Source organism: Streptomyces sp. NPDC031474 (genome assembly GCF_055581185.1).
The window spans coordinates 275,924-301,650 of sequence record NZ_JBVIJX010000006.1; the positions used below are offsets into that span (position 1 = coordinate 275,924).

The following is a 25,727-nucleotide window of genomic DNA, read 5'->3' on the forward strand; positions in this document are numbered from 1 at the left end:
CACCAGTTCCGCGACCGCGCTGCCCCGGAGGAGACGGGAAACATGTCCGCCTGCGCCCCCACCCGCACTGCCCACTCGACGCGCAACGAGCGCACCCGCCCACCCCACAGCCCCCCACCGGCCCCGCACGGCCGCTTCCGCATCGCGGGCGCCGACCTGTCCGCCTCGATCGCGGTCTTCCTGATCGCCCTGCCCCTGTCCCTCGGCATCGCCCTCGCCACCGGCGCGCCTCTCCAGGCCGGCCTTGTCGCCGCTGCCATCGGAGGGATCGTGGCCGGCCGGGTCGGCGGTTCACCACTCCAGGTCAGCGGCCCGGCAGCGGGCCTGACCGTCGTCACCGCCGATCTCATCCAGCGCTACGGCTGGCGGACGACATGCGGCATCACCGTCCTCGCCGGACTCGCCCAACTGGGCCTCGGCTGTCTGCGCGTGGCGCGCACCGCCCTCGCCGTCAGCCCCGCCATCGTGCACGGGATGCTCGCCGGCATCGGCGTCACCATCGCCGTCGCCCAAGTGCACATCGTCCTCGGCGGCAGCCCCCAGAGCTCCGTCCTCGACAACCTCCGTGCCCTGCCCGCCCAGTTGGCCCGACTGCAGCCCGCGGCCGTTGCCGTGAGCGCGCTGACCCTGACCCTGCTGCTGCTCTGGCCGCGCATTCCCGGCCGGGTGGGCCGTCTGCTGCACCACGTACCGGCCGCGCTCGTCGCCGTCACGGGCGCCACCGCGACCGCCGCGCTCACCGGCCTCACCCTGCCCAAGGTCGACCTGCCCTCCTGGAGCAGTCACGCCTTGGCCGGGCTGCCCGACGGGCCGGTGCTCGGGATCGCCGCCGCCGTCCTCACCACCACCCTGGTGTGCAGCGTGCAGTCACTGCTCGGCGCGATCGCCGTGGACAAGCTGATCGCCTCGCGCCCCGGTCTGCTCGGCTCCCGCTGCACCCGCGTCGGCCGCTCGGACCTGGACCGCGAGCTGCTCGGTCAGGGGGCGGCCAACATCGTGTCCGGCGCACTCGGCGGATTGCCGGTGGCAGGTGTGGCCGTGCGCAGTTCGGCGAATGTCCAAGCCGGTGCCGTGAGCCGGAACTCCACGATGCTGCACGGCGTTCTCGTAGTAGTCGCCGCGCTGCTGATGGTCCCGATCCTGGATCTCATCCCGCTCGCCTCACTCGCCGCCCTGGTGATGGCCGTCGGCATCCAGATGGTGTCCCTGCACCACATTCGCACGGTGACGCGCCACCGAGAGGTGCTGGTGTACGCCGTCACCACCCTCGGCGTGGTGCTCCTCGGCGTCCTCGAGGGCGTCATGCTCGGCATCGCCGTGGCCGTAGCCGTCGCCCTGCACCGCCTCACCCGCACCCGCATCACGCACTACGAGAAGGAAGGAGTCCATCACGTACACGTACGAGGCCAGTTGACGTTCCTCGCCGTGCCGCGGCTCAGCCGCATGCTGCACCTCGTGCCCCAAGGCACCCAGGTCGTGGTCGAGTTGGACGGCTCCTTCATGGATCACGCGGCGTACGAGTCCCTGCAGGACTGGCAGAAGGCGCACACCGCGCACGGTGGCTCCGTGGAGCTGACCGGCCGCCGCACCGGCACAGCGCTCGGCACCGGAGCCGTACTCGAGACACACGTCGATACCGATACCGGCACCGGCAGGGACAGGGGCAGGGGCAGGGGTGACGACTCCAGAGCCGAGGAGAGCGAGTCGGCCGCTCCCCGAGGTCTCGGCCCGGCTCCCACCATAGACACCGCCATCGCCGACTGCCGCTGCCGCCCCTGGACACCGTGGCGGAACCACCAGTGCGAGATGCCACGGGAAACGGCGACGACAGCGGCGCCCCGGCCGCCCAGGACGGCGGACTCCACGGACACGCCGAGCTCGACAGAGCCGCCGGACACAGCCCAGAGGAAGAGAAAGGAGAGGACCGAGCCCGAGGAAGCAGCAGAGCTCCCCGGACATGCCGGTCAGGCCACGCACGCCGAGAACGCGCGGCACGCCGAGCACACCAAGAACGCCGAGCTTGCCGGTCATGCCGGGCACACCGAGAACCCCAAGCATGCCGGGCACGCCGGCCACACCGGGCACGCCGGGCACGCCGGGCACGCCGGGCACGCCGGGCACGCCGGGCCGAGTGGACATCAACTGGTGCGTGGCATCAGCGCGTTCCAGCGCAACACCGCGCCGCTGGTGCGGGGCGAGCTGGCGCGGCTGGCGCGGGAGGGGCAGCAGCCCACCCAGCTCTTCCTCACCTGCGCCGACTCACGGCTGGTCACCTCGATGATCACTTCCAGTGGTCCCGGCGATCTGTTCGTGGTCCGCAACGTGGGCAACCTCGTGCCGCCGCCCGGTGAGGAGAGCGGAGACGACTCGGTGGGGGCGGCCATCGAGTACGCGGTGGACGTGCTGGAGGTGCGGTCCATCACGGTGTGCGGGCACTCCGGGTGCGGGGCCATGCAGGCGCTGCTCGCCTCCGAACCCGGCGGCCCCCGGACCCCGCTGAAGCGGTGGCTGCGGCACGGGTTGCCCAGCCTGGAGCGGATGGGCGACGACAGCCGCCCCTGGGCCCGGCTGGCCGGGCGGGCGCCGGCGGACTCGGTCGAGCAGCTCTGCCTGACCAACGTGGTCCAGCAGTTGGAGCACCTGCGGGCCCATGAGTCGGTGGCCCGAGCCCTGCGGGCCGGGGCGTTGGAGCTGCACGGGCTGTACTTCCACGTGGGCGAGGCACAGACGTACCTGCTCACCGAAGAGAACGGCGGCGAGCTGTTCGACCATGTGGGAGTGACGGACCTGACGGCGTGACGACGTGACGAAGGGCGGCGTCCGCCGAGCCCCTCTCCTCGGCCGGCGCCGCCCAAGCCCAACCCCGCCCCCACCCACGCCCACACACCCACACACCCGCGCCGACGCCCACGCCCACCCGCACCCGCACCCGCACCCGCACCCGCACCGAGGAACGGGTGTGAAAGGCGTTACACCAGCTGAACTCCGATCGGCCGCCGTCCGTGGGTACCAATGGCCCCGGGTACCGGTTACCGGTTACCGGTTACCACTGCCCGGGACACGCCCCAATAGGTCTAAACCAATTTTTCGTCGGCCCTTGTCACCGGGCCCTTGGGTCTGATGAGCTGTGGCCTGGGACACAACGGACACGGACACCCTTCGAGAGGGAGATGTCGTGAGCAACGAAAGCCTGGCCAACCTGCTGAAGGAAGAGCGCAGGTTCGCGCCGCCCGCCGAGCTGGCGGCCGACGCCAACGTCACGGCGGAGGCGTACGAACAGGCCAAGGCTGACAGGCTCGGCTTCTGGGCCGAGCAGGCCCGCCGGCTGACCTGGGCCAAGGAGCCGACGGAGACGCTGGACTGGTCGAACCCGCCGTTCGCCAAGTGGTTCAAGGACGGCGAGCTCAACGTCGCCTACAACTGCGTCGACCGGCATGTGGAGGCCGGGCACGGGGGCCGGGTCGCCATCCACTTCGAGGGCGAGCCCGGCGACAGCCGCGCCATCACCTACGCCGAGCTCAAGGACGAGGTGTCGAAGGCCGCAGGCGCCCTGCTGGAGCTGGGAGTTCGGAAGGGCGACCGGGTCGCGGTCTACATGCCGATGATCCCGGAGACGGCGATCGCGATGCTGGCGTGCGCCCGGATCGGCGCCGCGCACTCCGTCGTCTTCGGCGGCTTCTCGGCGGACGCGCTGGCCACCCGGATCCAGGACGCGGACGCCAAGGTCGTCATCACGTCCGACGGCGGCTACCGGCGCGGCAAGCCGTCCGCGCTGAAGCCGGCCGTCGACGACGCGGTCGCGCGCGTGGACAACGTCGAGCATGTGCTGGTGGTCCGGCGTACCGGCCAGGAGGTCGCCTGGGACGACAGCCGTGACGTCTGGTGGCACGAGATCGTGGAGCGGCAGTCCACCGAGCACACGCCCGAGGCGTTCGAGGCCGAGCACCCGCTGTTCATCCTCTACACCTCCGGCACCACGGGGAAGCCGAAGGGCATCCTGCACACCTCCGGCGGCTACCTCACGCAGACCGCGTACACGCACCACGCCGTCTTCGACCTCAAGCCGGAGACCGACGTCTACTGGTGCACCGCCGACGTCGGCTGGGTGACCGGGCACTCGTACATCGTGTACGGCCCGCTGGCCAACGGCGCGACGCAGGTCATGTACGAGGGCACGCCCGACACCCCGCACCAGGGCCGCTTCTGGGAGATCGTGCAGAAGTACGGGGTGACGATCCTGTACACGGCGCCGACGGCCATCCGTACGTTCATGAAGTGGGGCGACGACATCCCCGCGAAGTTCGATCTCTCCTCCCTCCGCGTCCTCGGCTCGGTCGGTGAACCGATCAACCCCGAGGCCTGGATCTGGTACCGCAAGCACATCGGCGCCGACCGGACCCCCATCGTCGACACCTGGTGGCAGACCGAGACGGGCGCGATGATGATCTCGCCGCTGCCCGGCGTCACCGAGACCAAGCCCGGTTCCGCGCAGACTCCGCTGCCCGGCATCTCCGCGACCGTCGTCGACGACGAGGCGAACGAGGTGCCGAACGGCGGAGGCGGTTACCTGGTCCTCACCGAGCCGTGGCCGTCGATGCTGCGCACCATCTGGGGCGACGACCAGCGGTTCCTCGACACCTACTGGTCCCGCTTCGAGGGCAAGTACTTCGCCGGGGACGGCGCGAAGAGGGACGACGACGGGGACATCTGGCTCCTCGGGCGCGTCGATGACGTCATGCTCGTCTCCGGGCACAACATCTCCACCACGGAGGTCGAGTCGGCCCTCGTCTCCCACCCGTCCGTCGCCGAGGCGGCCGTGGTGGGCGCCGCCGACGAGACGACCGGGCAGGCCATCGTCGCCTTCGTCATCCTGCGCGGCACGGCGAACGCGGAGGACGAGAGCCTCGTCGCCGATCTGCGCAACCACGTCGGCGCCACGCTCGGCCCCATCGCCAAGCCGAAGCGGGTCCTGCCGGTCGCGGAGCTGCCGAAGACCCGCTCCGGCAAGATCATGCGTCGGCTGCTGCGGGACGTCGCGGAGAACCGCCAGCTCGGTGACGTCACCACACTGACCGACTCCACGGTCATGGACCTCATCCAGTCGAAGCTCCCGGCAGCGCCGAGCGAGGACTGACAAGGGCCGAGCGAGGACTGAGTACGTCCTTGCAGGGCACCCGGTGACAGGTGCGCGCCGGGTGCCTTTTCGCACCTAACGTAGGAATCGCCGGATTCCTCCCAGCGCACTTTAGGTAGACTAAACAAAATAGGTGCGCCGGGAAGTCTGGTCGGCATGTGCTCAGTCCTGCCCACCGACCGGAGGTCCCCACCGTGCCCGCGCCCCGCACCCCGAGTCCCCGCAAGGTCCTGGGACGGCTGTCCCTCCCCGAACGGAACTTCGTCGCGGAGGCGTTGCGCGCCGAGACGGTCGGCGGTGTGCTGCTGCTCGTAGCCGCCGTCACCGCGCTGATCTGGGCGAACGTCCCCGCGCTGCACGACAGCTACGAGAGCGTCAGCCACTTCCACCTCGGCCCCCATGCCCTCGGGCTGAACCTCTCCGTCGCACACTGGGCCGCCGACGGCCTCCTCGCGGTCTTCTTCTTCGTCGCCGGCATCGAGCTCAAGCGCGAACTGGTGGCCGGTGACCTCAAGGATCCGAAGGCCGCCGCGCTGCCCGTGGTGGCCGCGCTGTGCGGGATGGCCGTACCGGCGCTCGTCTACACACTCACCAACCTCACCGGCGGCGGCTCCCTGGGCGGTTGGGCGGTGCCCACCGCCACCGACATCGCGTTCGCGCTCGCCGTGCTCGCCGTCATCGGCACCTTCCTGCCGAGCGCGCTGCGCGCCTTCCTGCTCACCCTCGCCGTCGTCGACGACCTGTTCGCCATCCTGATCATCGCGGTGTTCTTCACGAACACCATCGACTTCGCAGCGCTGGGCGGCGCGGTCCTCGGGCTCGTCGTCTTCTGGCTGCTGCTGCGCAAGGGCGTGCGCGGCTGGTACGTCTATGTACCGCTCGCGCTGGTGATCTGGGCGCTGATGTACAACAGCGGCGTCCACGCCACGATCGCCGGTGTCGCGATGGGCCTGATGTTGCGCTGCACCACGCGCGAAGGCGAGGAGCACTCCCCCGGCGAGCGGATCGAGCATCTCGTCCGGCCGCTCTCCGCCGGTCTCGCGGTGCCGCTGTTCGCCCTGTTCAGCGCGGGTGTGGCGGTCTCGGGCGGCGCGCTCGCGGATGTGTTCACCCGGCCGGAGACGCTGGGTGTGGTCCTCGGTCTCGTCGTCGGCAAGACGATCGGCATCTTCGGCGGGACCTGGCTGACCGTCCGTTTCACCCGGGCCTCGCTCAGTGAGGACGTCGCCTGGGCTGACGTCTTCGCCGTCGCGTCCCTCGCGGGCATAGGCTTCACCGTCTCGCTGCTGATCGGGGAGCTCGCCTTCGAGGGCGACGCCGCGCTCACCGACGAGGTCAAGGCCTCCGTCCTGCTGGGCTCGCTGATCGCGGCGACCCTGGCGACGGTCCTGCTGAAGCTGCGCAACGCCAAGTACCGGCGGATGTGGGAGGCGGAGGAGCGCGACGACGACCTCGACGGCATCCCGGACGTCTACGAGCAGGACGACCCGGCGTACCACCTGCGGATGGCGGAGATCCTCGACCGCAAGGCCGCCGAGCACCGCCGGATCGCCGCGGAGATCGCCCGGCGGAGCGCCCAGGAGGAGGCCGAAGCGCGCCACGGGCTTGCCGAAGTGGCGGGCGGGGCGGGCGAGGAGGGCGACCGTCCGGCATGATCTGACGGGACGGTACAAAAGAATCCAGAACGAGTGCAGCAGCGGATACACGTAGCAGCAGAAAAGGGAGAACGCGATGAGCGCACCCGACGGCAGCCCGGTCGGCGCCGAACGCAGCATCGGCCAGCTGTTCGCCTCGGCGACGACCGAGTTGTCGGCGCTGGTGCACGACGAGATCGCGCTGGCGAAGGCGCAGCTGAAGCAGGACGTCAAGCGCGGCGCGATGAGCGGCGGGGCGTTCTCGGTGGCAGGCGCGGTACTGGTGTTCTCCCTGCCGATGCTGAACTTCGCGCTGGCGTACGGCATCCGGACCTGGAGCGACTGGAACCTCGCGGTCTGCTTCCTGCTGTCGTTCGCGGCGAACGTACTCGTCGCGCTCGTCCTGGTGCTGATCGGCGTGCTCTTCGCGAAGAAGGCGCAGAAGGGCAAGGGCCCGCAGAAGGTCGCGGCGTCCATGAAGGAGACCGCGGGCGTCCTGCAGAACGCCAAGCCGCACCCGCGGCCCGAGCTCCCGCAGGATCGGGTCCCGGCGGCCATCGAGGCTGTGGGACGCTCGTCGTCATGACGGACCCCGCCACTCCCTCGGCCCAGCCCGCTTCGGTCGTACGGCCGGACACGGTCTTCGGCGTCCAGGTCACCCACCGCGAGGTCGCCGCGAACGGCGCGCGGTTCCACATCGCGGAGCTGGGCGACGGTCCGCTGGTCATGCTCGTCCACGGTTTCCCGCAGTTCTGGTGGACATGGCGGCACCAGCTGGTCGCGCTGGCCGACGCGGGCTTCAGGGCCGTCGCGATGGACCTGCGGGGCGTGGGCGGCAGCGACCGTACGCCCCGCGGCTACGACCCGGCCAACCTCGCCCTCGACATCACCGGCGTGATCCGCTCCCTGGGCGAGCCGGACGCCGCACTGGTCGGCCATGACCTGGGCGGCTATCTGGCGTGGACGGCGGCCGTGATGCGCCCCAAGCTCGTGCGGCGGCTCGCCGTCGCCTCGATGCCGCATCCCCGGCGCTGGCGCTCGGCGATGCTCGCCGACGTCCGGCAGACGACCGCGAGCTCCCACATCTGGGGGTTCCAGCGGCCTTGGATCCCCGAGCGGCAGCTCACCGCCGACGACGGCGAACTGGTGGGCCGGCTGATCCGGGAGTGGTCCGGGCCGCGACTGCCGGAGGACGAGACGGTGGAGACGTACCGGCGTGCGATGTGCATCCCGTCCACGGCGCACTGCGCGGTGGAGCCGTACCGCTGGCTGGTGCGCTCGATGGCCCGCCCGGACGGCGTCCAGTTCTACCGGCGCATGAAGCGGCCCGTGCGCGTGCCCACGCTCCACTTGCACGGCTCCCTCGATCCGGTGATGCGCACCCGCAGTGCGGCCGGCTCCGGCGAGTACGTCGAAGCGCCGTACCGCTGGCGGCTGTTCGACGGTCTGGGCCACTTCCCGCACGAGGAGGATCCGGTCGCTTTCTCCACGGAACTGGTCAATTGGCTGAAGGATCCCGAACCCGATCGGTGACCAGGCCATCGCGCCCGGTATCCGGACCTGAACAGCTGTACTACGAACAGCCAAATGCCTGGCGCATAGGCCAATTGGCGGGCCTGAGGGCGGTTATCGACCTTGGGGCAGGGGCAGACGTCGGGGTATGGGCTGGACGCACGACTACAGTGACGCAGCACGCAACCGCCGCTCGGCCAGTGGCCTGAGCCCCCACCAACGAGGTGCCGACCCGCAACTGCCGGGTTCCGACCTCCGGGTGGGCATTCCGCGCATCCTGCGCCGCCGGGCCCGCTGGGTGTCGGTCCGCCTGCGTCACCCGCGAGGCTGACCCGCCCAAGGGCTTGCGGGACCCGTTGGAGGACGCAACAGGCGCTCCGCGAGCGCAATCTTCGCCGCAGAGAGAGCAGCCTTCGCTCAGAGGGCGCAGCTGTCGCTGTCCACTTCTTGGCCCGCGGTACGTCCCGCGTCGACGTCCTGCTGGATCTCGTCCGCGGTGAGGGCGTAGCCGGTGTCGGCGTCGTCGAGGGACTTCGCGAAGACCACGCCGTACACCTTGCCGTCGGTGGTGAGCAGCGGGCCGCCGGAGTTGCCCTGACGGACGGTCGCGAACAGCGAGTACACGTCACGGCGCACGGTGGTGCGGTGGTAGATGTCCGGTCCGTTGGCCGTGATGCGACCGCGTACGCGCGCGGCACGGACGTCGTACGACCCGTTCTCCGGGAACCCGGCGACGATCGCGTCGTCGCTGCTCGTCGCGTCCTTCGTGGTGAACTGCAGCACGGGCGCGTCGAGATCCGGTACGTCAAGGACCGCGATGTCGCGCTTCCAGTCGTACAGCACGATCGTGGCGTCGTACTTGCGGCCCTCGCCGCCTATCTGGACGGTGGGCTCGTCGACGCCGCCCACGACGTGCGCGTTGGTCATGACGCGGCGCTCGCCGAAGACGAAGCCGGTGCCCTCCAGGACCTTGCCGCAGCTCTCCGCGGTGCCCATGACCTTGACGATGGAGCGCTGCGCGCGCCTGGCCACCGGGCTGTTCGCCAGGGCCGGGTCGGGCGGCTGGACGTCGGTGATCGGCTCGTTGGAGAACGGGCTGAAGACCTGCGGGAATCCGTTCTGCGCGAGGACGGAGGAGAAGTCGGCGAACCATGTGTCGGCCTGGTCGGGCAGCGCCTGGGACACCCCGTGCAGCACCTTGGAGCTACGGACCTCCTTGCCCAGCGTGGGCAGGGTGGTGCCGGCGAGCGCGGAACCGATCAGCCACGCCACCAGCAGCATCGCCACCACGTTGACCAGCGCGCCGCCCGTGGCGTCCAGCGCGCGGGCCGGGGACCAGGTGATGTAGCGGCGCAGCTTGTTGCCGAGGTGCGTGGTGAGGGCCTGGCCGACCGAGGCGCAGACGATCACGACGATGACCGCGACGACGGCGGCCGTGGTGCTCACCTCGGAGTTGTCGGTCAGGGCGTCCCAGATCACAGGCAGCAGGTAGACGGCGACCAGGCCACCGCCCAGGAAGCCGATCACCGACAGGATGCCGACGACGAAACCCTGGCGGTAGCCGACGACCGCAAACCATACGGCCGCGACCAACAACAGGATGTCCAGCACGTTCACCGCTTCGCGCCTCGCCTCATCAATTCACGGTCACCACAGGTCGGCCGGGGATCTGGCCCGCCGCGAAGCGGCAACGGGACACAGCATCCCCCAGGCAGACACAGCACGGTGGACACCCTGTCATGACCGCCAGTCGAGCGGGACCTGCTTCTCGCGGTCCCAAGGGTGCTCCCAGCCCGCGAAGTGCAGCAGACGGTCGATGACGCCGGCCGTGAACCCCCACACAAGGGCGGATTCCACCAGGAATGCCGGGCCGCGATGGCCGCTGGGGTGCACGGTCGTGGCCCGGTTGTCCGGATTCGTGAGATCCGCCACGGGCACCGTGAAGACGCGGGCCGTCTCGCCGGGGTCGACGACGCCCACCGGGCTCGGCTCGCGCCACCAGCCCAGCACCGGGGTGACGACGAAGCTGCTGACCGGGATGTACAGCTTGGGCAGCACACCGAAGAGCTGGACGCCGGACGGATCGAGGCCGGTCTCCTCCTCGGCCTCACGCAGCGCGGCGCGCAGCGGCCCGTCACCGTGCGGGTCGCCGTCCTCCGGGTCGAGGGCGCCGCCCGGGAACGAGGGCTGGCCCGCGTGGGAGCGCAGGGAGCTCGCGCGCTCCATGAGCAGCAGCTCGGGGCCGCGCTCGCCGTCGCCGAACAGGATGAGGACGGCGGACTGGCGCCCCGCGCCGTCCGCCGGGGGCAGGAAGCGGCTGAGCTGGAGCGGCTGGACCGTCTCCGCCGCGTGCACCACCGGATCGAGCCAGCCCGGCAGGCCCTTCTTGCTGAGCGTCACCGGACCGCCCTGGGTATTGCTCGCACGCGTCATCGCCACACCACCCCCCGTTCTGCCCGGTCCAACGCCCGAGCACCGACAGATCGTTCCGGGGACCGCCTCACGGTCGTTCGTGCACGGACGACGGGCTGCCCCGCCGCCGTCGGCCCTCCCGTCATCCGGCCCCCAGCGGCGGGGCCGGCCTGCCGCCCGCGTCCAGGTAGGACTGGGGCGGGTTCAGGCGCTGGCCGGGGAAGCCGCCCTTCTCGTACTTCAGGAGCTTCCGCGCCTTCTCCGGGTCCGTCTCGCCCTCGCCGTACGCCGGGCAGAGCGGGGCGATGGGGCAGGCTCCGCAGGCGGGCTTGCGGGCGTGACAGATGCGGCGGCCGTGGAAGATCACATGGTGCGAGAGCATCGTCCACTCGCTCTTGGGGAAGAGCGCGCCGACGGCGGCCTCGATCTTGTCGGGCTCGGTCTGCTCGGTCCACTTCCAGCGCCGTACGAGCCGCTGGAAGTGCGTGTCCACGGTGATGCCGGGGCGGCCGAACGCGTTCCCCAGGACCACGAAAGCCGTCTTGCGGCCGACGCCGGGGAGCTTGACAAGGTCCTCCAGCCGGCCGGGGACCTCGCCTGCGAACTCCTCCACGAGGGCCTTGGAGAGGCCTATCACCGACTTCGTCTTGGCCCGGAAGAATCCCGTGGGGCGGAGGATCTCCTCGACCTCCTCCGGGTCGGCGGCGGCCAGGTCCTCGGGGGTGGGGTACTTGGCGAAAAGGGCGGGGGTCGTCTGGTTCACCCGGAGGTCGGTGGTCTGGGCGGACAGGACGGTGGCGATCACCAGCTGGAACGGGTTCTCGAAGTCCAGCTCGGGGTGGGCGTACGGATAGACCTCGGCGAGCTCGCGGTTGATGCGGCGGGCACGGCGCACGAGGGCGGTACGGGACTCGGGCTTCCTGGCCGCCGTCCTCCTGACGACGGCGGCGGCGGCCTCTTTCTCGCTGCCCGCCGTCTTCTCCGTTCCGGCCGTCTTCCCAGTGCCGGCCGCTTTTTTCGCAGGCATCTCTTTTGTCACCTTTGCCGTTTTGTCACCACCGCCGGAGTCCTGTTCGCCCACAGCGGAAACGCGACGTACAACCACCCGTCCAGCCCCCTTGGCCTGTGCTCTCACCGGCGATTTGGACACCCGGCCAGCCTAAAGCCCGGCACCGACATCCGCCCCGGACCCTGAAGATCAGCCCCCAATTGGACCCCTGCCGCTTACCTCGGGACACGTGTGCGGCATCCTTGTGACAGATCACACTGTTTGGACCGTCCGGCAAAATGGGGAACACGGTCCCCTGGTAAGCGGGGGAGCAAGATCCCCTGAGCAGGTCGACAAGGAGAGAACTCGTGGACGACGTCCTGCGGCGCAACCCGCTCTTCGCGGCTCTCGACGACGAGCAGGCCGCAGAACTGCGCGCCTCCATGAGCGAGGTGACCCTGGCCCGTGGCGACTCCCTGTTCCACGAGGGCGACCCGGGCGACCGGCTCTACGTCGTCACCGAGGGCAAGGTCAAGCTCCACCGCACCTCCCCGGACGGCCGGGAGAACATGCTGGCCGTGGTGGGCCCCAGCGAGCTGATCGGCGAGCTGTCGCTCTTCGACCCGGGCCCGCGCACGGCGACGGCCACCGCCCTCACCGAGGTCAAGCTCCTCGGCCTCGGCCACGGCGACCTCCAGCCCTGGCTGAACGCCCGCCCCGAGGTGGCCACCGCGCTGCTGCGCGCCGTCGCCCGGCGCCTGCGCAAGACCAACGACGCCATGTCCGACCTGGTCTTCTCGGACGTCCCCGGCCGCGTGGCCCGCGCCCTGCTGGACCTCTCGCGCCGCTTCGGCGTGCAGTCCGAGGAGGGCATCCACGTCGTCCACGACCTGACGCAGGAGGAGCTGGCGCAGCTCGTCGGCGCCTCGCGCGAGACCGTGAACAAAGCGCTGGCGGACTTCGCCCAGCGCGGGTGGCTCCGCCTGGAGGCGCGGGCGGTCATCCTGCTGGACGTGGAGCGGCTGGCCAAGCGGTCGCGCTAGGCGCCGGCCGCCGGCTGAGCGGTGAGGCAGGTCGGTGTGACCGTCACTGGGGGCGGCCGCCCCCAGGCCCTCACTGCCGCCTCCCTTTCAGGCCCCCAGGCCCCCGCTTCGGCCCTCAAAGGGCCTCGTCCTCAAACGCCGGACGGGCTGATTCACCGTGACCGGCGCCGAAAATGCGCTGCCCGCCACTGCCCAGCCATGCACAGTGGGCCCATGAGCGAAACGGTTCCCCTGCGGGGGCTCGACTCCCAGGGCTACATCGCCCGCGAAGGCTCCCTCGCGCGCGTGCCGCATGCGTTCGGACCCGTCGTCGCGGCGGCTCGGGACCGGATCCCGGACGTCTTCGGGGGCCGGCTGCACAGCGCGTACCTCTACGGGTCGATCCCTCGCGGCACCGCGCGCGTGGGCCGCAGCGACCTGGACCTCCTGGTCGTCCTGCGCGAAGAGCCCACCGACGCGGACCGGACCGACGGCCGGGCGCTCGACGAGTCCCTCGACGAGGAGTTCCCGCAGATCGACGGCGGCGCGACGCTTCTCGTCGGCCACGGGTGCGTGCTGAGCGAGCTGGAGCGGCACGACCTGGGGTGGTTCGTGGCCTGCCTGTGCACGCCCCTGCTCGGCGAGGACCTCGCCGAGTACCTCCCCCGCTACCGTCCCGACTCGCTGCTCGCGCGCGAGACCAACGGCGACCTCGCGCTGGTCCTGCCGCGCTGGCGTGCCCGTATCTCCTCGGCGGACGACTCCGAGGAGGCCCGGCGGCCTCTCGTCCGGTTCATGTCCCGGCACCTCGTGCGCACCGCGTTCACCCTCGTCATGCCCCGCTGGAACGGCTGGACGAGCGACCTGCACGAGATGGCGGCGGCGTTCGGCGCGTACTACCCCGCGCGCGCGGAGCAGGTGCGGGCGGCGGCCGTCCGCGGCTACGACCCGACGGGGGACCCGGGCGTCCTGGAGTCGTACGTCGACGACCTCGGCCCCTGGCTCGTGCAGGAGTACGCGCGCGTGCACGGCGTCAAAACCCCGCGCCCGTAGGGACGACCCAGGCGTGTCGACCACCTGTGGGAACTGGTCGACCACCTGTGGAAACACGCGCTAGATGAGGCCGTGCTCGGTCAGGTACTCCAGCTGGGCCCGTACCGACAGCTCCGCCGCCGGCCACAGGGAGCGGTCGACGTCGGCGTACACATGGGCGACGACCTCGGCGGGGGTGCGGAAGCCGTTCTCGACGGCCGTCTCGACCTGGGCGAGGCGGTGGGCACGGTGGGCGAGGTAGAACTCGACGGCGCCCTGGGCGTCCTCCAGGACGGGTCCGTGGCCCGGGAGGACCGTGTGGACGCCGTCGTCGACCGTGAGGGACCTCAGCCGTCGAAGGGAGTCCAGATAGTCGCCCAGGCGGCCGTCGGGGTGCGCCACGACGGTCGTGCCGCGGCCCAAAATCGTGTCGCCGGTCAGGACGGCCCGGTCGGCCGGGAGGTGGAAGCAGAGCGAGTCGGCGGTGTGGCCGGGCGTCGCGACGACCCGCAGCTCCAGGCCGCCGACGGTGACCACGACCCCCGCGCCCAGGCCCTCCTCGCCCAGCCGCAGCGCCGGGTCCAGGGCCCGTACCTTCGTGCCGGTCAGCTCGGCGAAGCGGACGGCGCCGTCGGCGTGGTCGGGGTGGCCGTGGGTCAGCAGGGTCAGGGCGACGCGTTTGCCTGCCTGCTCGGCGGTGTCGACGACCGCGCGCAGGTGGCCGTCGTCCAGGGGGCCCGGGTCGATCACGACCGCCAGCTCGGAGACGGGCTCGGAGACGATCCAGGTGTTCGTGCCGTCCAGGGTCATCGCGGAGGCGTTCGGCGCCAGAACGTTGACCGCGCGCGGGGTGGCGGGCCCCGAGAGGACCCCGCCTCGCGGCTGGCCGGGGAGGGCGGCTGCGTCGGTCATACGAGGGAGCCTTCCGTCGGGCGGGGCTGTCGGGTGCCCGTCACGTCTGTCGCCTCTGTCACGTCTGTCACGTCTGTCACGCGGATCCGCCGCCCGTCGTGTCGACAGGGATGTGCCTGGTGAACTCGTCGTGCCCCGGCCAGGACAGCACGACCTCGCCGTCCTCCAGGCGGGCCTGCGCCAGGACGGGGGTCAGGTCGCGGTCGGGGGCCGCGGCGAGCGCCTCGTCGGCCGTGGCGTAGGGGGCGAGCCGGCGCAGGGTCGCGATGGTGGGCGGCATCATCAGCAGCTCGCCCTTGTCGTACGAGGCGGCCGCGTCGGACGGGCGGATCCACACCGTGCGGTCGGCCTCCGTGGAGGCGTTGCGGGTGCGCTGGCCCGCGGGGAGCGCGGCCACGAAGAACCAGGTGTCGTAGCGGCGGGGCTCGAACTCCGGGGTGATCCAGCGCGTCCAGGCGCCGAGGAGGTCGGAGCGCAGGACCAGGCCGCGGCGGTCGAGGAACTCGGCGAAGGACACGTCGCGAGCGGCCACCGCGGCCCGGTCGGCCTCCCAGTCGGCGCCCGTGGTGTCGCCGACGACGGAGTCGGGGGTCGGCCCCGCGAGCAGGACACCGGCCTCCTCGTAGGTCTCGCGCACCGCCGCGCAGACGATCGCCTGGGCCGCGGTCTCGTCGACGCCGAGCCGCTCGGCCCACCACGCGCGCGTGGGGCCCGCCCAGCGGACGTGCAGGTCGTCGTCGCGTGGGTCGACGCCGCCGCCGGGATAGGCGTACGCGCCTCCGGCGAAGGCCATGGAGGCGCGTCTGCGCAGCATGTGGACGACGGGGCCGCCGCTGTCGGTGTCCTTCAGGAGCATGACGGTGGCCGCGCGCTTCGGGACGACCGGAGTGAGGGCGCCGTCCGCGAGCGCGCGGATGCGTTCCGGCCAGTCCTGGGGAAACCACTGCCCATTCGCCATGGGCGCGAGGCTATCCCGTGGTGAGCGAATGTTCGAGAGGTCCCCGAGGTCAGAGCATGCCTGAGGGACCCCGGCAGGGCGTGCGGAGCGCGCCTAGGGGACGAGCTCGACCTGGATCTCGACCTCCACCGGCGCGTCCAGCGGCAGCACCGCGACGCCCACCGCGCTGCGCGCGTGCACGCCCTTGTCGCCGAGGACCTCGCCCAGCAGCTCGCTCGCGCCGTTGAGTACGGCGGGCTGGCCGGTGAAGTCGGTGGCCGACGCCACGAAGCCGACGACCTTCACCACGCGCGCGATGCGGTCCAGGTCGCCCGCGACCGACTTGACGGCGGCCAGGGCGTTCAGCGCGCAGGTGCGGGCCAGCTCCTTGGCCTCCTCGGGGGTGACCTCGGCGCCGACCTTGCCGGTGACCGGCAGCTTGCCCTCCACCATGGGCAGCTGGCCGGCCGTGTACACGTACGGACCGGACTGCACGGCGGGCTGGTAGGCCGCGAGGGGCGGCACGACCGCGGGCAGGGTCAGCCCCAGCTCGGCGAGCCTCGCCTCGACCGCGCTCACGCCTTCGCCCGCTTCAGGTAGGCGACGAGCTGCTCCGGGTTGTTCGGGCCGGGCACGACCTGGACGAGTTCCCAGCCGTCCTCGCCCCAGGTGTCCAGAATCTGCTTCGTGGCATGGACGAGCAGCGGCACGGTTGCGTATTCCCACTTGGTCATGGGGCCGACTGTATCGGCTGTTGCCCGAGGGGCTGTTCCACAGGCCATGTGGCCGATTGCCGACTGCGTTGTCCACAGCCTCCCGGTTGCCTCGGGCGCCGACTGGTTACGCTCGAAGACGTGAGCAGGCTCCAGGTCGTCAGCGGTAAGGGCGGGACCGGTAAGACGACGGTCGCCGCGGCCCTTGCGCTGGCCCTCGCCACGGCAGGGAAGCGCACGCTTCTCGTCGAGGTGGAGGGCCGGCAGGGCATCGCGCAGCTCTTCGAGACGGAGGCGTTGCCCTATGAGGAACGCAAGATCGCCGTCGCCCCGGGGGGCGGTGAGGTGTACGCCCTCGCCATCGACCCCGAACTGGCCCTACTGGACTACCTCCAGATGTTCTACAAACTGGGGGGCGCCGGCCGGGCCCTGAAGAAGCTCGGCGCGATCGACTTCGCCACCACCGTCGCACCCGGCCTGAGGGACGTGCTCCTCACCGGCAAGGCGTGCGAGGCGGTACGGCGCAAGGACAGGATCGGGCGGTTCGTGTACGACTACGTCGTCATGGACGCCCCGCCCACGGGCCGCGTCACGCGCTTCCTGAACGTCAACGACGAGGTCGCCGGGCTGGCCAGGATCGGCCCGATACACAATCAGGCGCAGGCCGTGATGCGGGTGCTGAAGTCGTCGGAGACGGCCGTGCACCTGGTGACGCTGCTCGAGGAGATGCCGGTCCAGGAGACCGCGGACGGCATCTCCGAGCTGCGGGCGGCGAAGCTGCCGGTGGGGCGGGTCATCGTCAACATGGTGCGGCCCGAGGTGCTGGACGAGGACGGGCTGGAACTCGTCCGGACCGTGACGCGTTCTTCTGTTGCCCGCTCGTTGTCCGCCGCCGGGCTCGGCGGGGCGCGGCGCGGCGGGCACGCCGAGCGGCTGGTGGATCCGCTCCTGAAGCAGGCCGGGGAGTACGCCGAGCGGTACGCGCTGGAGCACGAGCAGCGCGCTGTCCTGGGCGAGCTGGACCTGCCGCTGCATGAACTGCCGTTGCTCGCCGAGGGCCTGGACCTCGCGGGCCTGTACCAGCTCGCCACCGAACTGCGGAAGCAGGGGATCGCATGAGTCCGGACCAGGCTCACGCCCAGGACGGCAAGGCCCGGGGCAGGGCCGACGCCAAGGCCCACGACACGGGAGGCGCCCGGCGCCGCCTCTCCCCCGCGCCCCTGCTCGACCTCGATCCGCTGCTCGACGATCCGGCGACCCGCATCGTGGTCTGCTGCGGCTCGGGCGGCGTCGGCAAGACGACCACGGCGGCGGCGCTGGGGCTCAGGGCGGCCGAGCGCGGCCGCAAGGTGGTGGTCCTCACCATCGACCCGGCGCGCCGGCTCGCGCAGTCCATGGGCATCGACTCGCTCGACAACACCCCGCGCCGCGTCAAGGGCGTCGAGGGGGACGGCGAACTGCACGCGATGATGCTCGACATGAAGCGCACCTTCGACGAGATCGTCGAGGCGCACGCGGATCCGGAGCGGGCCGCCGCGATCCTGGGCAACCCGTTCTACCAGTCGCTGTCGGCGGGCTTCGCGGGCACGCAGGAGTACATGGCGATGGAGAAGCTGGGCCAGCTCCGCGCGCGGGACGAGTGGGATCTGATCGTCGTCGACACCCCGCCCTCGCGTTCGGCGCTGGACTTCCTGGACGCGCCGAAGCGGCTGGGGTCGTTCCTGGACGGCAAGCTGATCCGCGTCCTGCTGGCGCCCGCCAAGGTCGGCGGGCGCGCGGGGATGAAGTTCCTGAACGTCGGGATGTCGATGATGACCGGCGCGCTCGGCAAGCTGCTGGGCGGGCAACTGCTGAAGGACGTGCAGACGTTCGTGGCGGCGATGGACTCGATGTTCGGCGGCTTCCGCACGCGCGCGGACGCCACGTACAAGCTCCTCCAGGCGCCCGGTACGGCGTTCCTGGTGGTGGCGGCTCCCGAGCGGGACGCGCTGCGGGAGGCCGCGTACTTCGTGGAGCGACTGGCCGCCGAGGACATGCCGCTGGCCGGTCTGGTGCTCAACCGCGTCCACGGCAGCGGCGCCGCCCAGCTGTCCGCCGAGCGGGCGCTCGCCGCTGCGGAAAATCTTGAAGAGCCCGGCATTGTCGATCAGGACGGCGGGAAAGCTGGACTTCGTAACTCTCCCGACACGTACGGCAGTTCAGAATCTCCAGCACCCGAGTCTCCAGCACCCGATCCGGAGCGCGACACCCCCACAGACGCGGACCGGACCGTGGACGATCTCACCGCGGGCCTGTTGAGGCTGCACGCGGAACGCATGCACCTGCTCTCCCGAGAGCAGCGCACGCGTGACCGCTTCACCGCGCTCCACCCCGAGGTGGCGGTAGCCGAAGTGGCCGCGCTGCCCGGCGACGTGCACGACCTCACGGGGCTGCGGGACATCGGGAACCGGCTCGCGGCCAACCGGCCGGAGCTGCCCGAGACTGCCGACGCCTGAGCCGAGGGTTCTCCTCAGCTCACCGCCGCGTAGTTCTCGTACATCTGGTCGTCGTCGAGCGGCAGGATGCCCACCCCACGCTCGTACTCCGAACGCGCCGTCTCCAGGAGCCGGCGCCAGGAGGTCACCGTCGGCCGCCTGCGCAGCAGTGCGCGGCGCTCGCGCTCCGTCATGCCTCCCCACACGCCGAACTCGACGCGGTTGTCGAGCGCGTCGGCCAGACATTCGGTGCGTACCGGGCATCCGGTGCACACCGCCTTGGCCCTGTTCTGCGCTGCTCCCTGAACGAACAGTTCATCCGGATCGGTAGTGCGGCAGGCAGCCTGCGCACTCCAGTCGGTTACCCAGCCCATACCGGCGCCGTCCTCTCCCGAATCGAGGCTCCCCCACGGCGGCAGCGGCATATTCACCGCCGCCAGTTGAGGACGTTACGGAAGGTGGGCACAGCGCAACACCCCCTTCGGGCCCAATCTTGAATGGCCCGAACGGACTATGGGTAAGCGGCAGATCACCCGGGGGAGTGAGCCTGCGACATACATCACTTTCCCGATAAACGGGACAGTTCAGTTGGGTCACAACGGACGCCGGGTGACACTCAAGGCGGATTCGGACACGCCCCCAACAAAAAAGTTGGGGAACCTCCGGAACGATTCGGGGTCGCCGGACGTATTGATACGTAGCCCTGCTGCTGTGACAGTTGAGAGCAGCTTAGGCCAAGGCATTGACGTGTGTCCGGCGAATGAGAACGTAGGCTGCCCCCATGCCAAAAAAGCGCTCGGGCGGTGGTCTGTCGCCAACGCAGCAGGCCGTCAAGTTCCTCGGTGTCAGTGTGCTCGCGGGAGCGGTGCTGGCCGGTATCGCCCTGCCCGCGTTCGGCGCGCTGGGCCTGGCCGCCAAGGGGTCGGTGGAGTCGTTCGACGAACTCCCGGCCAACCTGAAGACGCCGCCGCTGAGCCAGCGCACCACGATCCTCGACGCCGAGGGCGGCCAGATCGCCACGGTCTACTCCCGTGACCGCACGGTCGTCGACCTGAAGAACGTCTCGCCGTACATGCAGAAGGCGATCGTCGCGATCGAGGACTCGCGCTTCTACGAGCACGGCGCGATCGACCTGAAGGGCGTCCTGCGCGCGCTCAACAAGAACGTGCAGAACAGCGGGGTCTCCCAGGGCGCCTCGACGCTCACGCAGCAGCTCGTGAAGAACGTCGCCATCGAAGAGGCCGGCGACGACCCGACGAAGGTCGCACAGGCCACGCAGCAGACCATCGGCCGCAAGATCAAGGAACTGAAGTACGCGATCCAGCTCGAGGAAGAGCTCGGCAAGAAGAAGATCCTCGAGAACTACCTGAACATCACGTTCTTCGGCGAGCAGGCCTACGGCGTCGAAGCCGCCTCCCAGCGCTACTTCTCCACGCACGCCAAGGACCTCACCCTCCCCCAGGCGGCCATGCTGGCCGGCCTCGTCCAGCAGCCGACCGTCTACGACCCGGTCAAGGACGACGTCACCGCCACCAACCGCCGCAACGTCGTGCTGAAGCGCATGGCCGAGGTCGGTGACATCACCGAGGGCGAGGCCGCCAAGGCGCAGCGGGCCCCGCTGGGCCTGAAGGTCAAGCAGCCGAAGAACGGCTGCATCACCGCCGTCCAGGGCGCCAGCTTCTTCTGCAAGTACGTGGAGCGCGTCTTCCTCAGCGACCCGGTCTTCGGCAAGACCAAGGAGGACCGGGCGAAGGTCTGGAACCAGGGCGGTCTGACGATCCGGACGACGCTCGAACCGCAGTCCCAGAAGGCCGTCCAGGACTCGCTCAAGGAGCACGTCTACCAGTCGGACAAGGTCGCCGCGGCCGCCACCCTCGTCGAGCCCGGCACCGGCAAGATCCTCGGCATGGGCCAGTCGAAGCCGTACGGCTACGGCAAGAACGAGACCGAGTACAACTACTCCGTCAACTCCTCCATGGGCGGCTCGAACTACGGCTTCCCGACCGGTTCGACGTTCAAGCCGTTCCTCGCCGCAGCGGCGCTGGAGGAGGGCCGCCCGCCGAACCAGTCGTATCCGGCGCCGTACCAGATGCCGTACCCGGAGACGGTCCAGACGTGCAGCAGCAAGCCCTGGACCAACAAGGACAACGACACGGTGGAGAACGAGAGCGAGTCGGAGAAGGGGCCGTACCAGCTGAAGAAGGCCATGGAGCTGTCGGTCAACACCTACTTCGTGCAGATGCTCGCCGACATCGGCATGTGCCCCGTGGTGAAGATGACCGACAAGCTGGGCGTCGTCCAGGGCAACGGCGACAAGGTCCCCGAGGTCCCCTCGTCCATGACCCTCGGCTCGACCGGCCTCTCCCCCCTCACCATGGCGAGCGCGTACGCCGCCTTCGCCAGCCGGGGCATGTACTGCACCCCGATCGCCATCGAGTCGATCACCCAGACCGTGGGCGGCGCGAAGAAGTCGCTGGAGGTGCCGAAGTCGACCTGCTCGCGCGCGATGGACGAGAAGACCGCGGACACCATCAACACGCTGCTGAGCGGTGTGACCGACTCCGGTACCGGCAAGCAGGCCGGCCTCTCCGGCCGCGCCAACGCCGGTAAGACCGGTACGACGGACTCCCGCAAGAACGCCTGGTTCGTCGGCTACACCCCGAACCTCGCGGGCGCCGTCTGGGTCGGCAGCGCCACCCAGAAGGTCGAGATGACCGACATCACCATCGGCGGCGTCTACCACGCACAGGTCTACGGCGGCGACACTCCCGGCCCGATCTGGCGGGACGCCATGACCAGCGCCCTCGAGGGCAAGGATGCGCCGTCCTTCAACCTCGTCAACATCCCGGACCCCCCGGACAAGAACAAGGGCAACGGGAAGAACAACAACGGCGGGGGCAACAACGGCGGCACCGGCGGCGACGGTGGCAACAACGACGGCTTCCTCGGCGGCCTGCTCACCAACGGCACCACCAACGCCGGCACGGCGAACGGCGGCGTCGGCACCTACTTCCAGGGCCAGACCAACGGCAACGCAAACGGCGGCGGCGGCAGGCGCAACTGATCCCACCGCCACCGAAGGCCGTCAGCGCCGAGTAAGCACACAGCGAACGGCCCCCGCTTCTCGCCCGGAGAAGCGGGGGCCGTTCCAGTTGCGGGGGCGGCCCGATGCGGGGGCCTCCGGCGTGAGGGCTTCCAGCGGGAGGGCTTCCAGCGTTGGCGCGGGGCCGGGTGGCGGAGAGCCGATCGGTTTCGGAGAGCCGATCGGTGGCGGAGAGCCGACCGGCGCGCCGCGACCGGCGCACGCCGGGCCGACAGCCCCAGGCGGAACCGTCCGTCGGGCGGAACGGCTCCGGCGTGGGGGGCCTCCGGCGGGGGCCCGCGGCGTGGGGGTGGGGCGGGTCAGCCCGCGAGGAGCTTTTTGACGACGGCGGCTACGCGGCCGCCCTCGGCCAGGCCGGCCACCTTCGGGTTCACGATCTTCATGACGGCGCCCATGGCCCGCGGCCCCTCCGCACCGGCCGCCTTCGCCTCCTCGACGGCCTGGGCGACGATGGCGTCCAACTCCTCGTCGCTGAGCTGCTTGGGCAGGTACGTGGCGAGAATCTCGCCCTCCGCCTTCTCCCGCTCGGCGCTCTCGGCCCGACCACCCTGCGCGAAGGCGTCGGCCGCCTCCCGGCGCTTCTTCGCCTCCTTGTTGATCACCTTGAGAACCTCGTCATCGGAGAGCTCGCGCTTCGTCTTGCCCGCGACCTCCTCCTTGGTGATCGCGGCGAGGGTCAGCCGGAGCGTCGAGGAGCGGAGCTCGTCGCGCCCCTTGATCGCGGCGTTGAGGTCTTCCTGCAGCTTCGACTTGAGCGTGGTCATGGGTGTGATTGTCGCAGGTGTGGACAGCCGGGCGCCCGTTCATTTGGCGGGCGGTGCGGCAAGGAAGCCGGAACCACCGCGCGGGAAGGGCACTTGCGGGCCAACGCAGTCAAGGGGGCGCTGCGGAAAGAAGCGTCGGCGGCGTCTGACACGATGGACGTATGCGCGCGCGATACGGAGTACCTCTGTCCATTGCGGCGGCCGGCGCCGCCGGCCTGGTGTACGCGGCGGGTTTCGAAGCCCGCTCCTTCCGCCTCCGACGGGTCACGGTCCCCGTCCTGCCCGCCGGAATGCAACCCCTGCGCGTGTTGCAGGTCTCCGACATCCACATGGTCGGCGGCCAGCGCAAGAAGCAGCGCTGGCTGCGCTCGCTGGCCGGTCTGCGCCCCGACTTCGTGATCAACACGGGCGACAACCTGTCCGACCCGGACAGCATCCCCGAGGTCCTGGACGCCCTCGGCCCCCTGATGGAGTTCCCGGGCGCGTACGTCTTCGGCTCGAACGACTACTACGGCCCGACACCGCGCAATCCCGCCCGCTATCTCCTCGAGAAGGTCCAGGGCCGCCACGGCCTGAACGGCAACGCGCCCGCCGTCGGCGTGATCCACAACCCGTGGGAGGACCTGCGCGACGGCTTCGACGCGGCGGGCTGGCTCAACCTGACGAACACCCGGGGCGTGCTGAAGGTCGAGGGCGCGTCGGTGGAGCTGACGGGCCTGGACGACCCGCACATCAAGCGCGACCGCTACGCACAGGTGGCCGGCGGCCCGTCGGCGTCCTCCGACTTCTCGATGGGCGTGGTGCACGCGCCCTACCTGCGGGTCCTGGACTCCTACACGGCGGACGGCTACCCCCTGATCCTGGCCGGCCACACCCACGGCGGCCAGCTCTGCATCCCCTTCTACGGCGCCCTGGTCACCAACTGCGACCTGGACACGGACCGCGTGAAGGGCCTGTCGACGCACACGGCGGACGGCCGAACGTCCTACCTCCACGTCTCGGCAGGCTGCGGCACCAACCGCTACACCCCGGTGAGGTTCGCATGCCCGCCGGAGGTGACGTTGCTGACACTGGTCGAGAAGGAGTAGGGGGAGGGGGCCGGGGCGAGCCCGGGAGCTGGGGGCGCGGAGCCGGGAGGCCCGGAGCCGGGAGGCGGAGGGTCCGGAGCCGGGAGGCGGAGGGTCCGGAGCCGGGAGGCGGAGGGTCCGGAGCCGGGAGGCCCCGAGCCGGGGGCCGGGGACCGGGAGCCCCGGAGCCGGGGGCCGGGGACCGGGAGCCCCGGAGCCGGGAGCCCGGAGGGCCAGGGGCGCCTGGAGCTTGGGGCTCAAGACCCAGAGGTCCTGGGGCCTGGCGTCCCCCGGATGGACCACCCGCATCGCCCCCTTTGTCCCCCTTGCCTAGCGTGAGGGCATGACCGCGCCGATACCCAGGGACCTCCCGGATCTGCCCGCGATTCCGCGGACCCACGCGCTCCTGCTCTCCTCCGTCCCCGCCTCGGCGGTGGTGCCCCCGGTACGCCGCCGACTGGCCGCCGTCCTCCGCCTGCTGCTGGCCGGCACGGCGGCAGCGGGTGTGACACTCGCCTTCCTGCTCGGCAGCCCACTGCGGGTCCTGAGTCACTTCGCGATCCAGAGCAACATCCTGCTGACCCTGGTCATGCTGCTGTCCGCCCGTCGGGCGTGGACGGCCCGCCGCCCCCTCCCCTCCGCCGTGACCGGCGCCGCGCTGCTCTACGTCGTGATCACCGGCCTGGTCTACCACCTGCTCCTGGCGGACGCCGCCGTCCCCTTCTCCCTGACCGGCACGACGGCTCCCCTCACCGGCTGGCACATGATCGTCGGGCACCTGCTCCACACGGTGACACCGCTGGCCGCCGTCCTGGACTGGCTGCTGCTGACCGCCCCGGGCCGAATGCGCCTGCGCCGAGCCGCTACGTGGATGCTCTACCCCCTGGCCTACCTGGTGTTCTCCCTCGCCCGCGCCCAACTGATCCACGCCGGCACACCGGGCCGCTACCTCTACCCCTTCCTCGACGTCGAGGCCCACGGCTACAGGCATGCCCTCGCCAACGCCCTCCTGCTCGGCCTCTCCTTCTACGCCCTCGCAGTCCTCCTCGTGGCCCTCGACCACGCCCGCCCCAACCCGATCGGCCACCGCGGCAAAACCGGATTTCGTCTCCAGCCACCAGTGGGCTAAAGTAAACGACGTCGCCGCGACAAGCAGGACAAGCAGCGATATCGGGGTGTAGCGCAGCTTGGCAGCGCGCTTCGTTCGGGACGAAGAGGTCGTGGGTTCAAATCCCGCCACCCCGACAGAGAAACAGCAGGTGGGGCACCTAGTAAATTTACTAGGTGCCCCACCTGTTTGGGCTGCGTGTCCAACTGCGCGGCCATCGGTTCCTGAGTGATTCCCGCGTGACTACGGCCGCTGCGGGTCAGTGCCGAAGACGCCGTCCATGACCACGTCACCGGTCTGGATCACGGGCCGGATCTGCTTCCGGTAGACCTCCTCTGTGACGGCTGTACCGGAGTGCCGGAGCGAGTCGCCCCGGCAGGTGCAACCACGAAGAGACCACCCAGCCGGCCTGGGTGGTCTCTTCGTTCCAAGGCTTGTCCGACGGGTCGCGTCACCGACCCCGCACCCGACAGCAGTGTCACCCGAATGGCCCAACATGACGTGCCACCCACATGGGTGAAGATCAAGCTGATTAGTGCCCCAACCGAGGCAATCCGCGAAAGGGAAACCAAATGCGCATTCGACGAATCCTCGCTGCCGTCATCGCCACGGCGGCCCTCGCCGGACTCGGCCTCACAGGCGCGGCCACCGCCACCGCCGCACAGGGTGCCCCATCCTACGTCACCCCTTCTGAGTGCAGGCAGGGCGGAGGAACGGCCGATCTGACGGACAACCTCTGCAAGGGCGGTACGCACAACGGGGAGAAGATCGACTAAACGCTACAAGGTGCCCCGCAGCCACGCGCTGCGGGGCGCTCATGCGGCGAGCGTAGCCGGGAGGGTCGCAGGGACTGTGCCGAGCCGTCGGGCACGCTAGGTCCGAGTCGGCCCGGAAGCGCGCGGACGGGAGCTCCCG

General features: G+C 70.5%; 23 protein-coding genes and 1 tRNA gene. 15 read left to right on the forward strand and 9 right to left on the reverse strand.

What is annotated here, in order from left to right; genetic code table 11:
* Window positions 1-42 precede the first annotated feature (42 nt).
* The 6 genes from ACZ5SK_RS14275 (at window position 43) to ACZ5SK_RS14300 (ending at window position 8,611) form a co-directional block, all read left to right on the forward strand.
* Entirely contained in the window at window positions 43-2,799 is a 2,757-nt protein-coding gene (locus ACZ5SK_RS14275) for a bifunctional SulP family inorganic anion transporter/carbonic anhydrase (protein WP_468576045.1), read from the forward strand.
* Window positions 2,800-3,175: 376 nt separating this feature from the next.
* Window positions 3,176-5,134, forward strand: coding sequence for an acetate--CoA ligase (gene acs / locus ACZ5SK_RS14280; RefSeq protein ID WP_334578259.1), 1,959 nt, complete (start codon window positions 3,176-3,178; stop codon window positions 5,132-5,134).
* A gap of 194 nt (window positions 5,135-5,328) precedes the next feature.
* Entirely contained in the window at window positions 5,329-6,789 is a 1,461-nt protein-coding gene (gene nhaA / locus ACZ5SK_RS14285; protein ID WP_334578260.1) for a Na+/H+ antiporter NhaA, read from the forward strand.
* A 76-nt stretch (window positions 6,790-6,865) separates the two neighbouring features.
* Entirely contained in the window at window positions 6,866-7,354 is a 489-nt protein-coding gene (locus tag ACZ5SK_RS14290) for a phage holin family protein (RefSeq protein ID WP_079660787.1), read from the forward strand.
* The gene (locus ACZ5SK_RS14295) at window positions 7,351-8,301 is read left to right on the forward strand and encodes an alpha/beta fold hydrolase (protein WP_319674912.1); all 951 of its coding nucleotides are present in this window, start codon (window positions 7,351-7,353) and stop codon (window positions 8,299-8,301) included. The genes ACZ5SK_RS14290 and ACZ5SK_RS14295 overlap by 4 nt, the downstream gene beginning before the upstream one ends.
* A 127-nt stretch (window positions 8,302-8,428) precedes the next feature.
* Window positions 8,429-8,611: a hypothetical protein gene (locus ACZ5SK_RS14300; RefSeq protein ID WP_078890568.1), complete on the forward strand. Its 183-nt coding sequence runs from the start codon at window positions 8,429-8,431 to the stop codon at window positions 8,609-8,611.
* An 86-nt stretch (window positions 8,612-8,697) separates the two neighbouring features.
* Here ACZ5SK_RS14300 and ACZ5SK_RS14305 read toward each other — a convergent pair whose 3' ends face one another.
* The 3 genes from ACZ5SK_RS14305 to nth form a co-directional block, all read right to left on the reverse strand.
* Window positions 8,698-9,897: a MarP family serine protease gene (locus ACZ5SK_RS14305; RefSeq protein WP_334578261.1), complete on the reverse strand. Its 1,200-nt coding sequence runs from the start codon at window positions 9,895-9,897 to the stop codon at window positions 8,698-8,700.
* A 120-nt stretch (window positions 9,898-10,017) separates the two neighbouring features.
* Window positions 10,018-10,713, reverse strand: a complete 696-nt coding sequence (locus ACZ5SK_RS14310) for an NUDIX hydrolase (RefSeq protein ID WP_334578262.1) — start codon at window positions 10,711-10,713, stop codon at window positions 10,018-10,020.
* Between the two features lie 121 nt (window positions 10,714-10,834).
* Complete coding sequence (gene nth, locus ACZ5SK_RS14315; protein ID WP_334578263.1) at window positions 10,835-11,719, reverse strand: endonuclease III; 885 nt, start codon at window positions 11,717-11,719, stop codon at window positions 10,835-10,837.
* A gap of 329 nt (window positions 11,720-12,048) precedes the next feature.
* Here nth and ACZ5SK_RS14320 point away from each other — a divergent pair, with 329 nt between their 5' ends.
* Both ACZ5SK_RS14320 and ACZ5SK_RS14325 read left to right on the forward strand, forming a co-directional pair.
* The gene (locus tag ACZ5SK_RS14320) at window positions 12,049-12,723 is read left to right on the forward strand and encodes a Crp/Fnr family transcriptional regulator (RefSeq protein WP_020129286.1); all 675 of its coding nucleotides are present in this window, start codon (window positions 12,049-12,051) and stop codon (window positions 12,721-12,723) included.
* Between the two features lie 213 nt (window positions 12,724-12,936).
* Complete coding sequence (locus ACZ5SK_RS14325) at window positions 12,937-13,755, forward strand: nucleotidyltransferase domain-containing protein (protein WP_468576048.1); 819 nt, start codon at window positions 12,937-12,939, stop codon at window positions 13,753-13,755.
* Between the two features lie 60 nt (window positions 13,756-13,815).
* Here ACZ5SK_RS14325 and ACZ5SK_RS14330 read toward each other — a convergent pair whose 3' ends face one another.
* From ACZ5SK_RS14330 to ACZ5SK_RS14345, 4 genes are all read right to left on the reverse strand, one after another.
* Window positions 13,816-14,646: an MBL fold metallo-hydrolase gene (locus ACZ5SK_RS14330; protein ID WP_334578265.1), complete on the reverse strand. Its 831-nt coding sequence runs from the start codon at window positions 14,644-14,646 to the stop codon at window positions 13,816-13,818.
* 76 nt (window positions 14,647-14,722) lie between these two features.
* On the reverse strand, window positions 14,723-15,604 hold the full coding sequence (locus ACZ5SK_RS14335; RefSeq protein WP_334578266.1) for an NUDIX hydrolase: 882 nt from the start codon (window positions 15,602-15,604) through the stop codon (window positions 14,723-14,725).
* 93 nt (window positions 15,605-15,697) lie between these two features.
* Window positions 15,698-16,162 carry a RidA family protein gene (locus ACZ5SK_RS14340; RefSeq protein ID WP_079660795.1) on the reverse strand — a complete coding sequence of 155 codons (465 nt, stop codon included), beginning with the start codon at window positions 16,160-16,162 and terminating at the stop codon, window positions 15,698-15,700.
* The gene (locus ACZ5SK_RS14345; RefSeq protein ID WP_020129281.1) at window positions 16,159-16,317 is read right to left on the reverse strand and encodes a DUF4177 domain-containing protein; all 159 of its coding nucleotides are present in this window, start codon (window positions 16,315-16,317) and stop codon (window positions 16,159-16,161) included. The genes ACZ5SK_RS14340 and ACZ5SK_RS14345 overlap by 4 nt, the downstream gene beginning before the upstream one ends.
* Window positions 16,318-16,437: 120 nt before the next feature.
* Between ACZ5SK_RS14345 and bagA the strand changes: the two genes are divergently transcribed.
* A complete protein-coding gene (gene bagA / locus ACZ5SK_RS14350; protein WP_334578267.1) occupies window positions 16,438-17,415 on the forward strand; it encodes an ATPase BagA in 978 nt (325 codons plus the stop codon).
* Entirely contained in the window at window positions 17,412-18,791 is a 1,380-nt protein-coding gene (gene bagB / locus ACZ5SK_RS14355) for an ATPase BagB (protein ID WP_468157732.1), read from the forward strand. Before bagA ends, bagB begins: the two co-directional genes overlap by 4 nt.
* 14 nt (window positions 18,792-18,805) lie before the next feature.
* On the opposite strand, the gene wblA is transcribed toward bagB, so the two are convergent.
* Window positions 18,806-19,144, reverse strand: coding sequence for a transcriptional regulator WblA (gene wblA, locus ACZ5SK_RS14360; RefSeq protein ID WP_173877846.1), 339 nt, complete (start codon window positions 19,142-19,144; stop codon window positions 18,806-18,808).
* 407 nt (window positions 19,145-19,551) lie between these two features.
* Between wblA and ACZ5SK_RS14365 the strand changes: the two genes are divergently transcribed.
* Entirely contained in the window at window positions 19,552-21,834 is a 2,283-nt protein-coding gene (locus ACZ5SK_RS14365) for a transglycosylase domain-containing protein (protein ID WP_468157731.1), read from the forward strand.
* A gap of 338 nt (window positions 21,835-22,172) precedes the next feature.
* On the opposite strand, the gene ACZ5SK_RS14370 is transcribed toward ACZ5SK_RS14365, so the two are convergent.
* Window positions 22,173-22,637, reverse strand: coding sequence for a GatB/YqeY domain-containing protein (locus ACZ5SK_RS14370; RefSeq protein WP_334578270.1), 465 nt, complete (start codon window positions 22,635-22,637; stop codon window positions 22,173-22,175).
* Window positions 22,638-22,798: 161 nt separating this feature from the next.
* Between ACZ5SK_RS14370 and ACZ5SK_RS14375 the strand changes: the two genes are divergently transcribed.
* The 4 genes from ACZ5SK_RS14375 to ACZ5SK_RS14390 all read left to right on the forward strand — a co-directional run bounded on the left by ACZ5SK_RS14375 (window position 22,799) and on the right by ACZ5SK_RS14390 (window position 25,588).
* Window positions 22,799-23,725, forward strand: a complete 927-nt coding sequence (locus ACZ5SK_RS14375) for a metallophosphoesterase (RefSeq protein ID WP_334578271.1) — start codon at window positions 22,799-22,801, stop codon at window positions 23,723-23,725.
* Window positions 23,726-24,047: 322 nt separating this feature from the next.
* Window positions 24,048-24,833 (forward strand): Pr6Pr family membrane protein, encoded by a 786-nt coding sequence (locus ACZ5SK_RS14380; protein WP_334578272.1) that lies wholly within the window; start codon window positions 24,048-24,050, stop codon window positions 24,831-24,833.
* Between the two features lie 42 nt (window positions 24,834-24,875).
* Window positions 24,876-24,949: transfer RNA gene (locus ACZ5SK_RS14385), tRNA-Pro, on the forward strand.
* A gap of 435 nt (window positions 24,950-25,384) precedes the next feature.
* Window positions 25,385-25,588, forward strand: a complete 204-nt coding sequence (locus ACZ5SK_RS14390; RefSeq protein WP_334578273.1) for a hypothetical protein — start codon at window positions 25,385-25,387, stop codon at window positions 25,586-25,588.
* Window positions 25,589-25,727: the final 139 nt, after the last annotated feature.

What these genes read in the sequence shown, in the direction of transcription:
- ACZ5SK_RS14275 (WP_468576045.1), top strand. Translation starts at nt 43, where the DNA reads ATGTCCGCCTGCGCCCCCACCCGCACTGCCCACTCGACGCGCAACGAG.
- ACZ5SK_RS14290 (WP_079660787.1), top strand. Translation starts at nt 6,866, where the DNA reads ATGAGCGCACCCGACGGCAGCCCGGTCGGCGCCGAACGCAGCATCGGC.
- ACZ5SK_RS14295 (WP_319674912.1), top strand. Translation starts at nt 7,351, where the DNA reads ATGACGGACCCCGCCACTCCCTCGGCCCAGCCCGCTTCGGTCGTACGG.
- ACZ5SK_RS14300 (WP_078890568.1), top strand. Translation starts at nt 8,429, where the DNA reads ATGGGCTGGACGCACGACTACAGTGACGCAGCACGCAACCGCCGCTCG.
- ACZ5SK_RS14310 (WP_334578262.1), bottom strand. Translation starts at nt 10,713, where the DNA reads ATGACGCGTGCGAGCAATACCCAGGGCGGTCCGGTGACGCTCAGCAAG.
- nth (WP_334578263.1), bottom strand. Translation starts at nt 11,719, where the DNA reads ATGCCTGCGAAAAAAGCGGCCGGCACTGGGAAGACGGCCGGAACGGAG.
- ACZ5SK_RS14325 (WP_468576048.1), top strand. Translation starts at nt 12,937, where the DNA reads ATGAGCGAAACGGTTCCCCTGCGGGGGCTCGACTCCCAGGGCTACATC.
- ACZ5SK_RS14330 (WP_334578265.1), bottom strand. Translation starts at nt 14,646, where the DNA reads ATGACCGACGCAGCCGCCCTCCCCGGCCAGCCGCGAGGCGGGGTCCTC.
- ACZ5SK_RS14335 (WP_334578266.1), bottom strand. Translation starts at nt 15,604, where the DNA reads ATGGCGAATGGGCAGTGGTTTCCCCAGGACTGGCCGGAACGCATCCGC.
- ACZ5SK_RS14345 (WP_020129281.1), bottom strand. Translation starts at nt 16,317, where the DNA reads ATGACCAAGTGGGAATACGCAACCGTGCCGCTGCTCGTCCATGCCACG.
- bagB (WP_468157732.1), top strand. Translation starts at nt 17,412, where the DNA reads ATGAGTCCGGACCAGGCTCACGCCCAGGACGGCAAGGCCCGGGGCAGG.
- wblA (WP_173877846.1), bottom strand. Translation starts at nt 19,144, where the DNA reads ATGGGCTGGGTAACCGACTGGAGTGCGCAGGCTGCCTGCCGCACTACC.
- ACZ5SK_RS14365 (WP_468157731.1), top strand. Translation starts at nt 19,552, where the DNA reads ATGCCAAAAAAGCGCTCGGGCGGTGGTCTGTCGCCAACGCAGCAGGCC.
- ACZ5SK_RS14370 (WP_334578270.1), bottom strand. Translation starts at nt 22,637, where the DNA reads ATGACCACGCTCAAGTCGAAGCTGCAGGAAGACCTCAACGCCGCGATC.
- ACZ5SK_RS14375 (WP_334578271.1), top strand. Translation starts at nt 22,799, where the DNA reads ATGCGCGCGCGATACGGAGTACCTCTGTCCATTGCGGCGGCCGGCGCC.
- ACZ5SK_RS14380 (WP_334578272.1), top strand. Translation starts at nt 24,048, where the DNA reads ATGACCGCGCCGATACCCAGGGACCTCCCGGATCTGCCCGCGATTCCG.
- ACZ5SK_RS14390 (WP_334578273.1), top strand. Translation starts at nt 25,385, where the DNA reads ATGCGCATTCGACGAATCCTCGCTGCCGTCATCGCCACGGCGGCCCTC.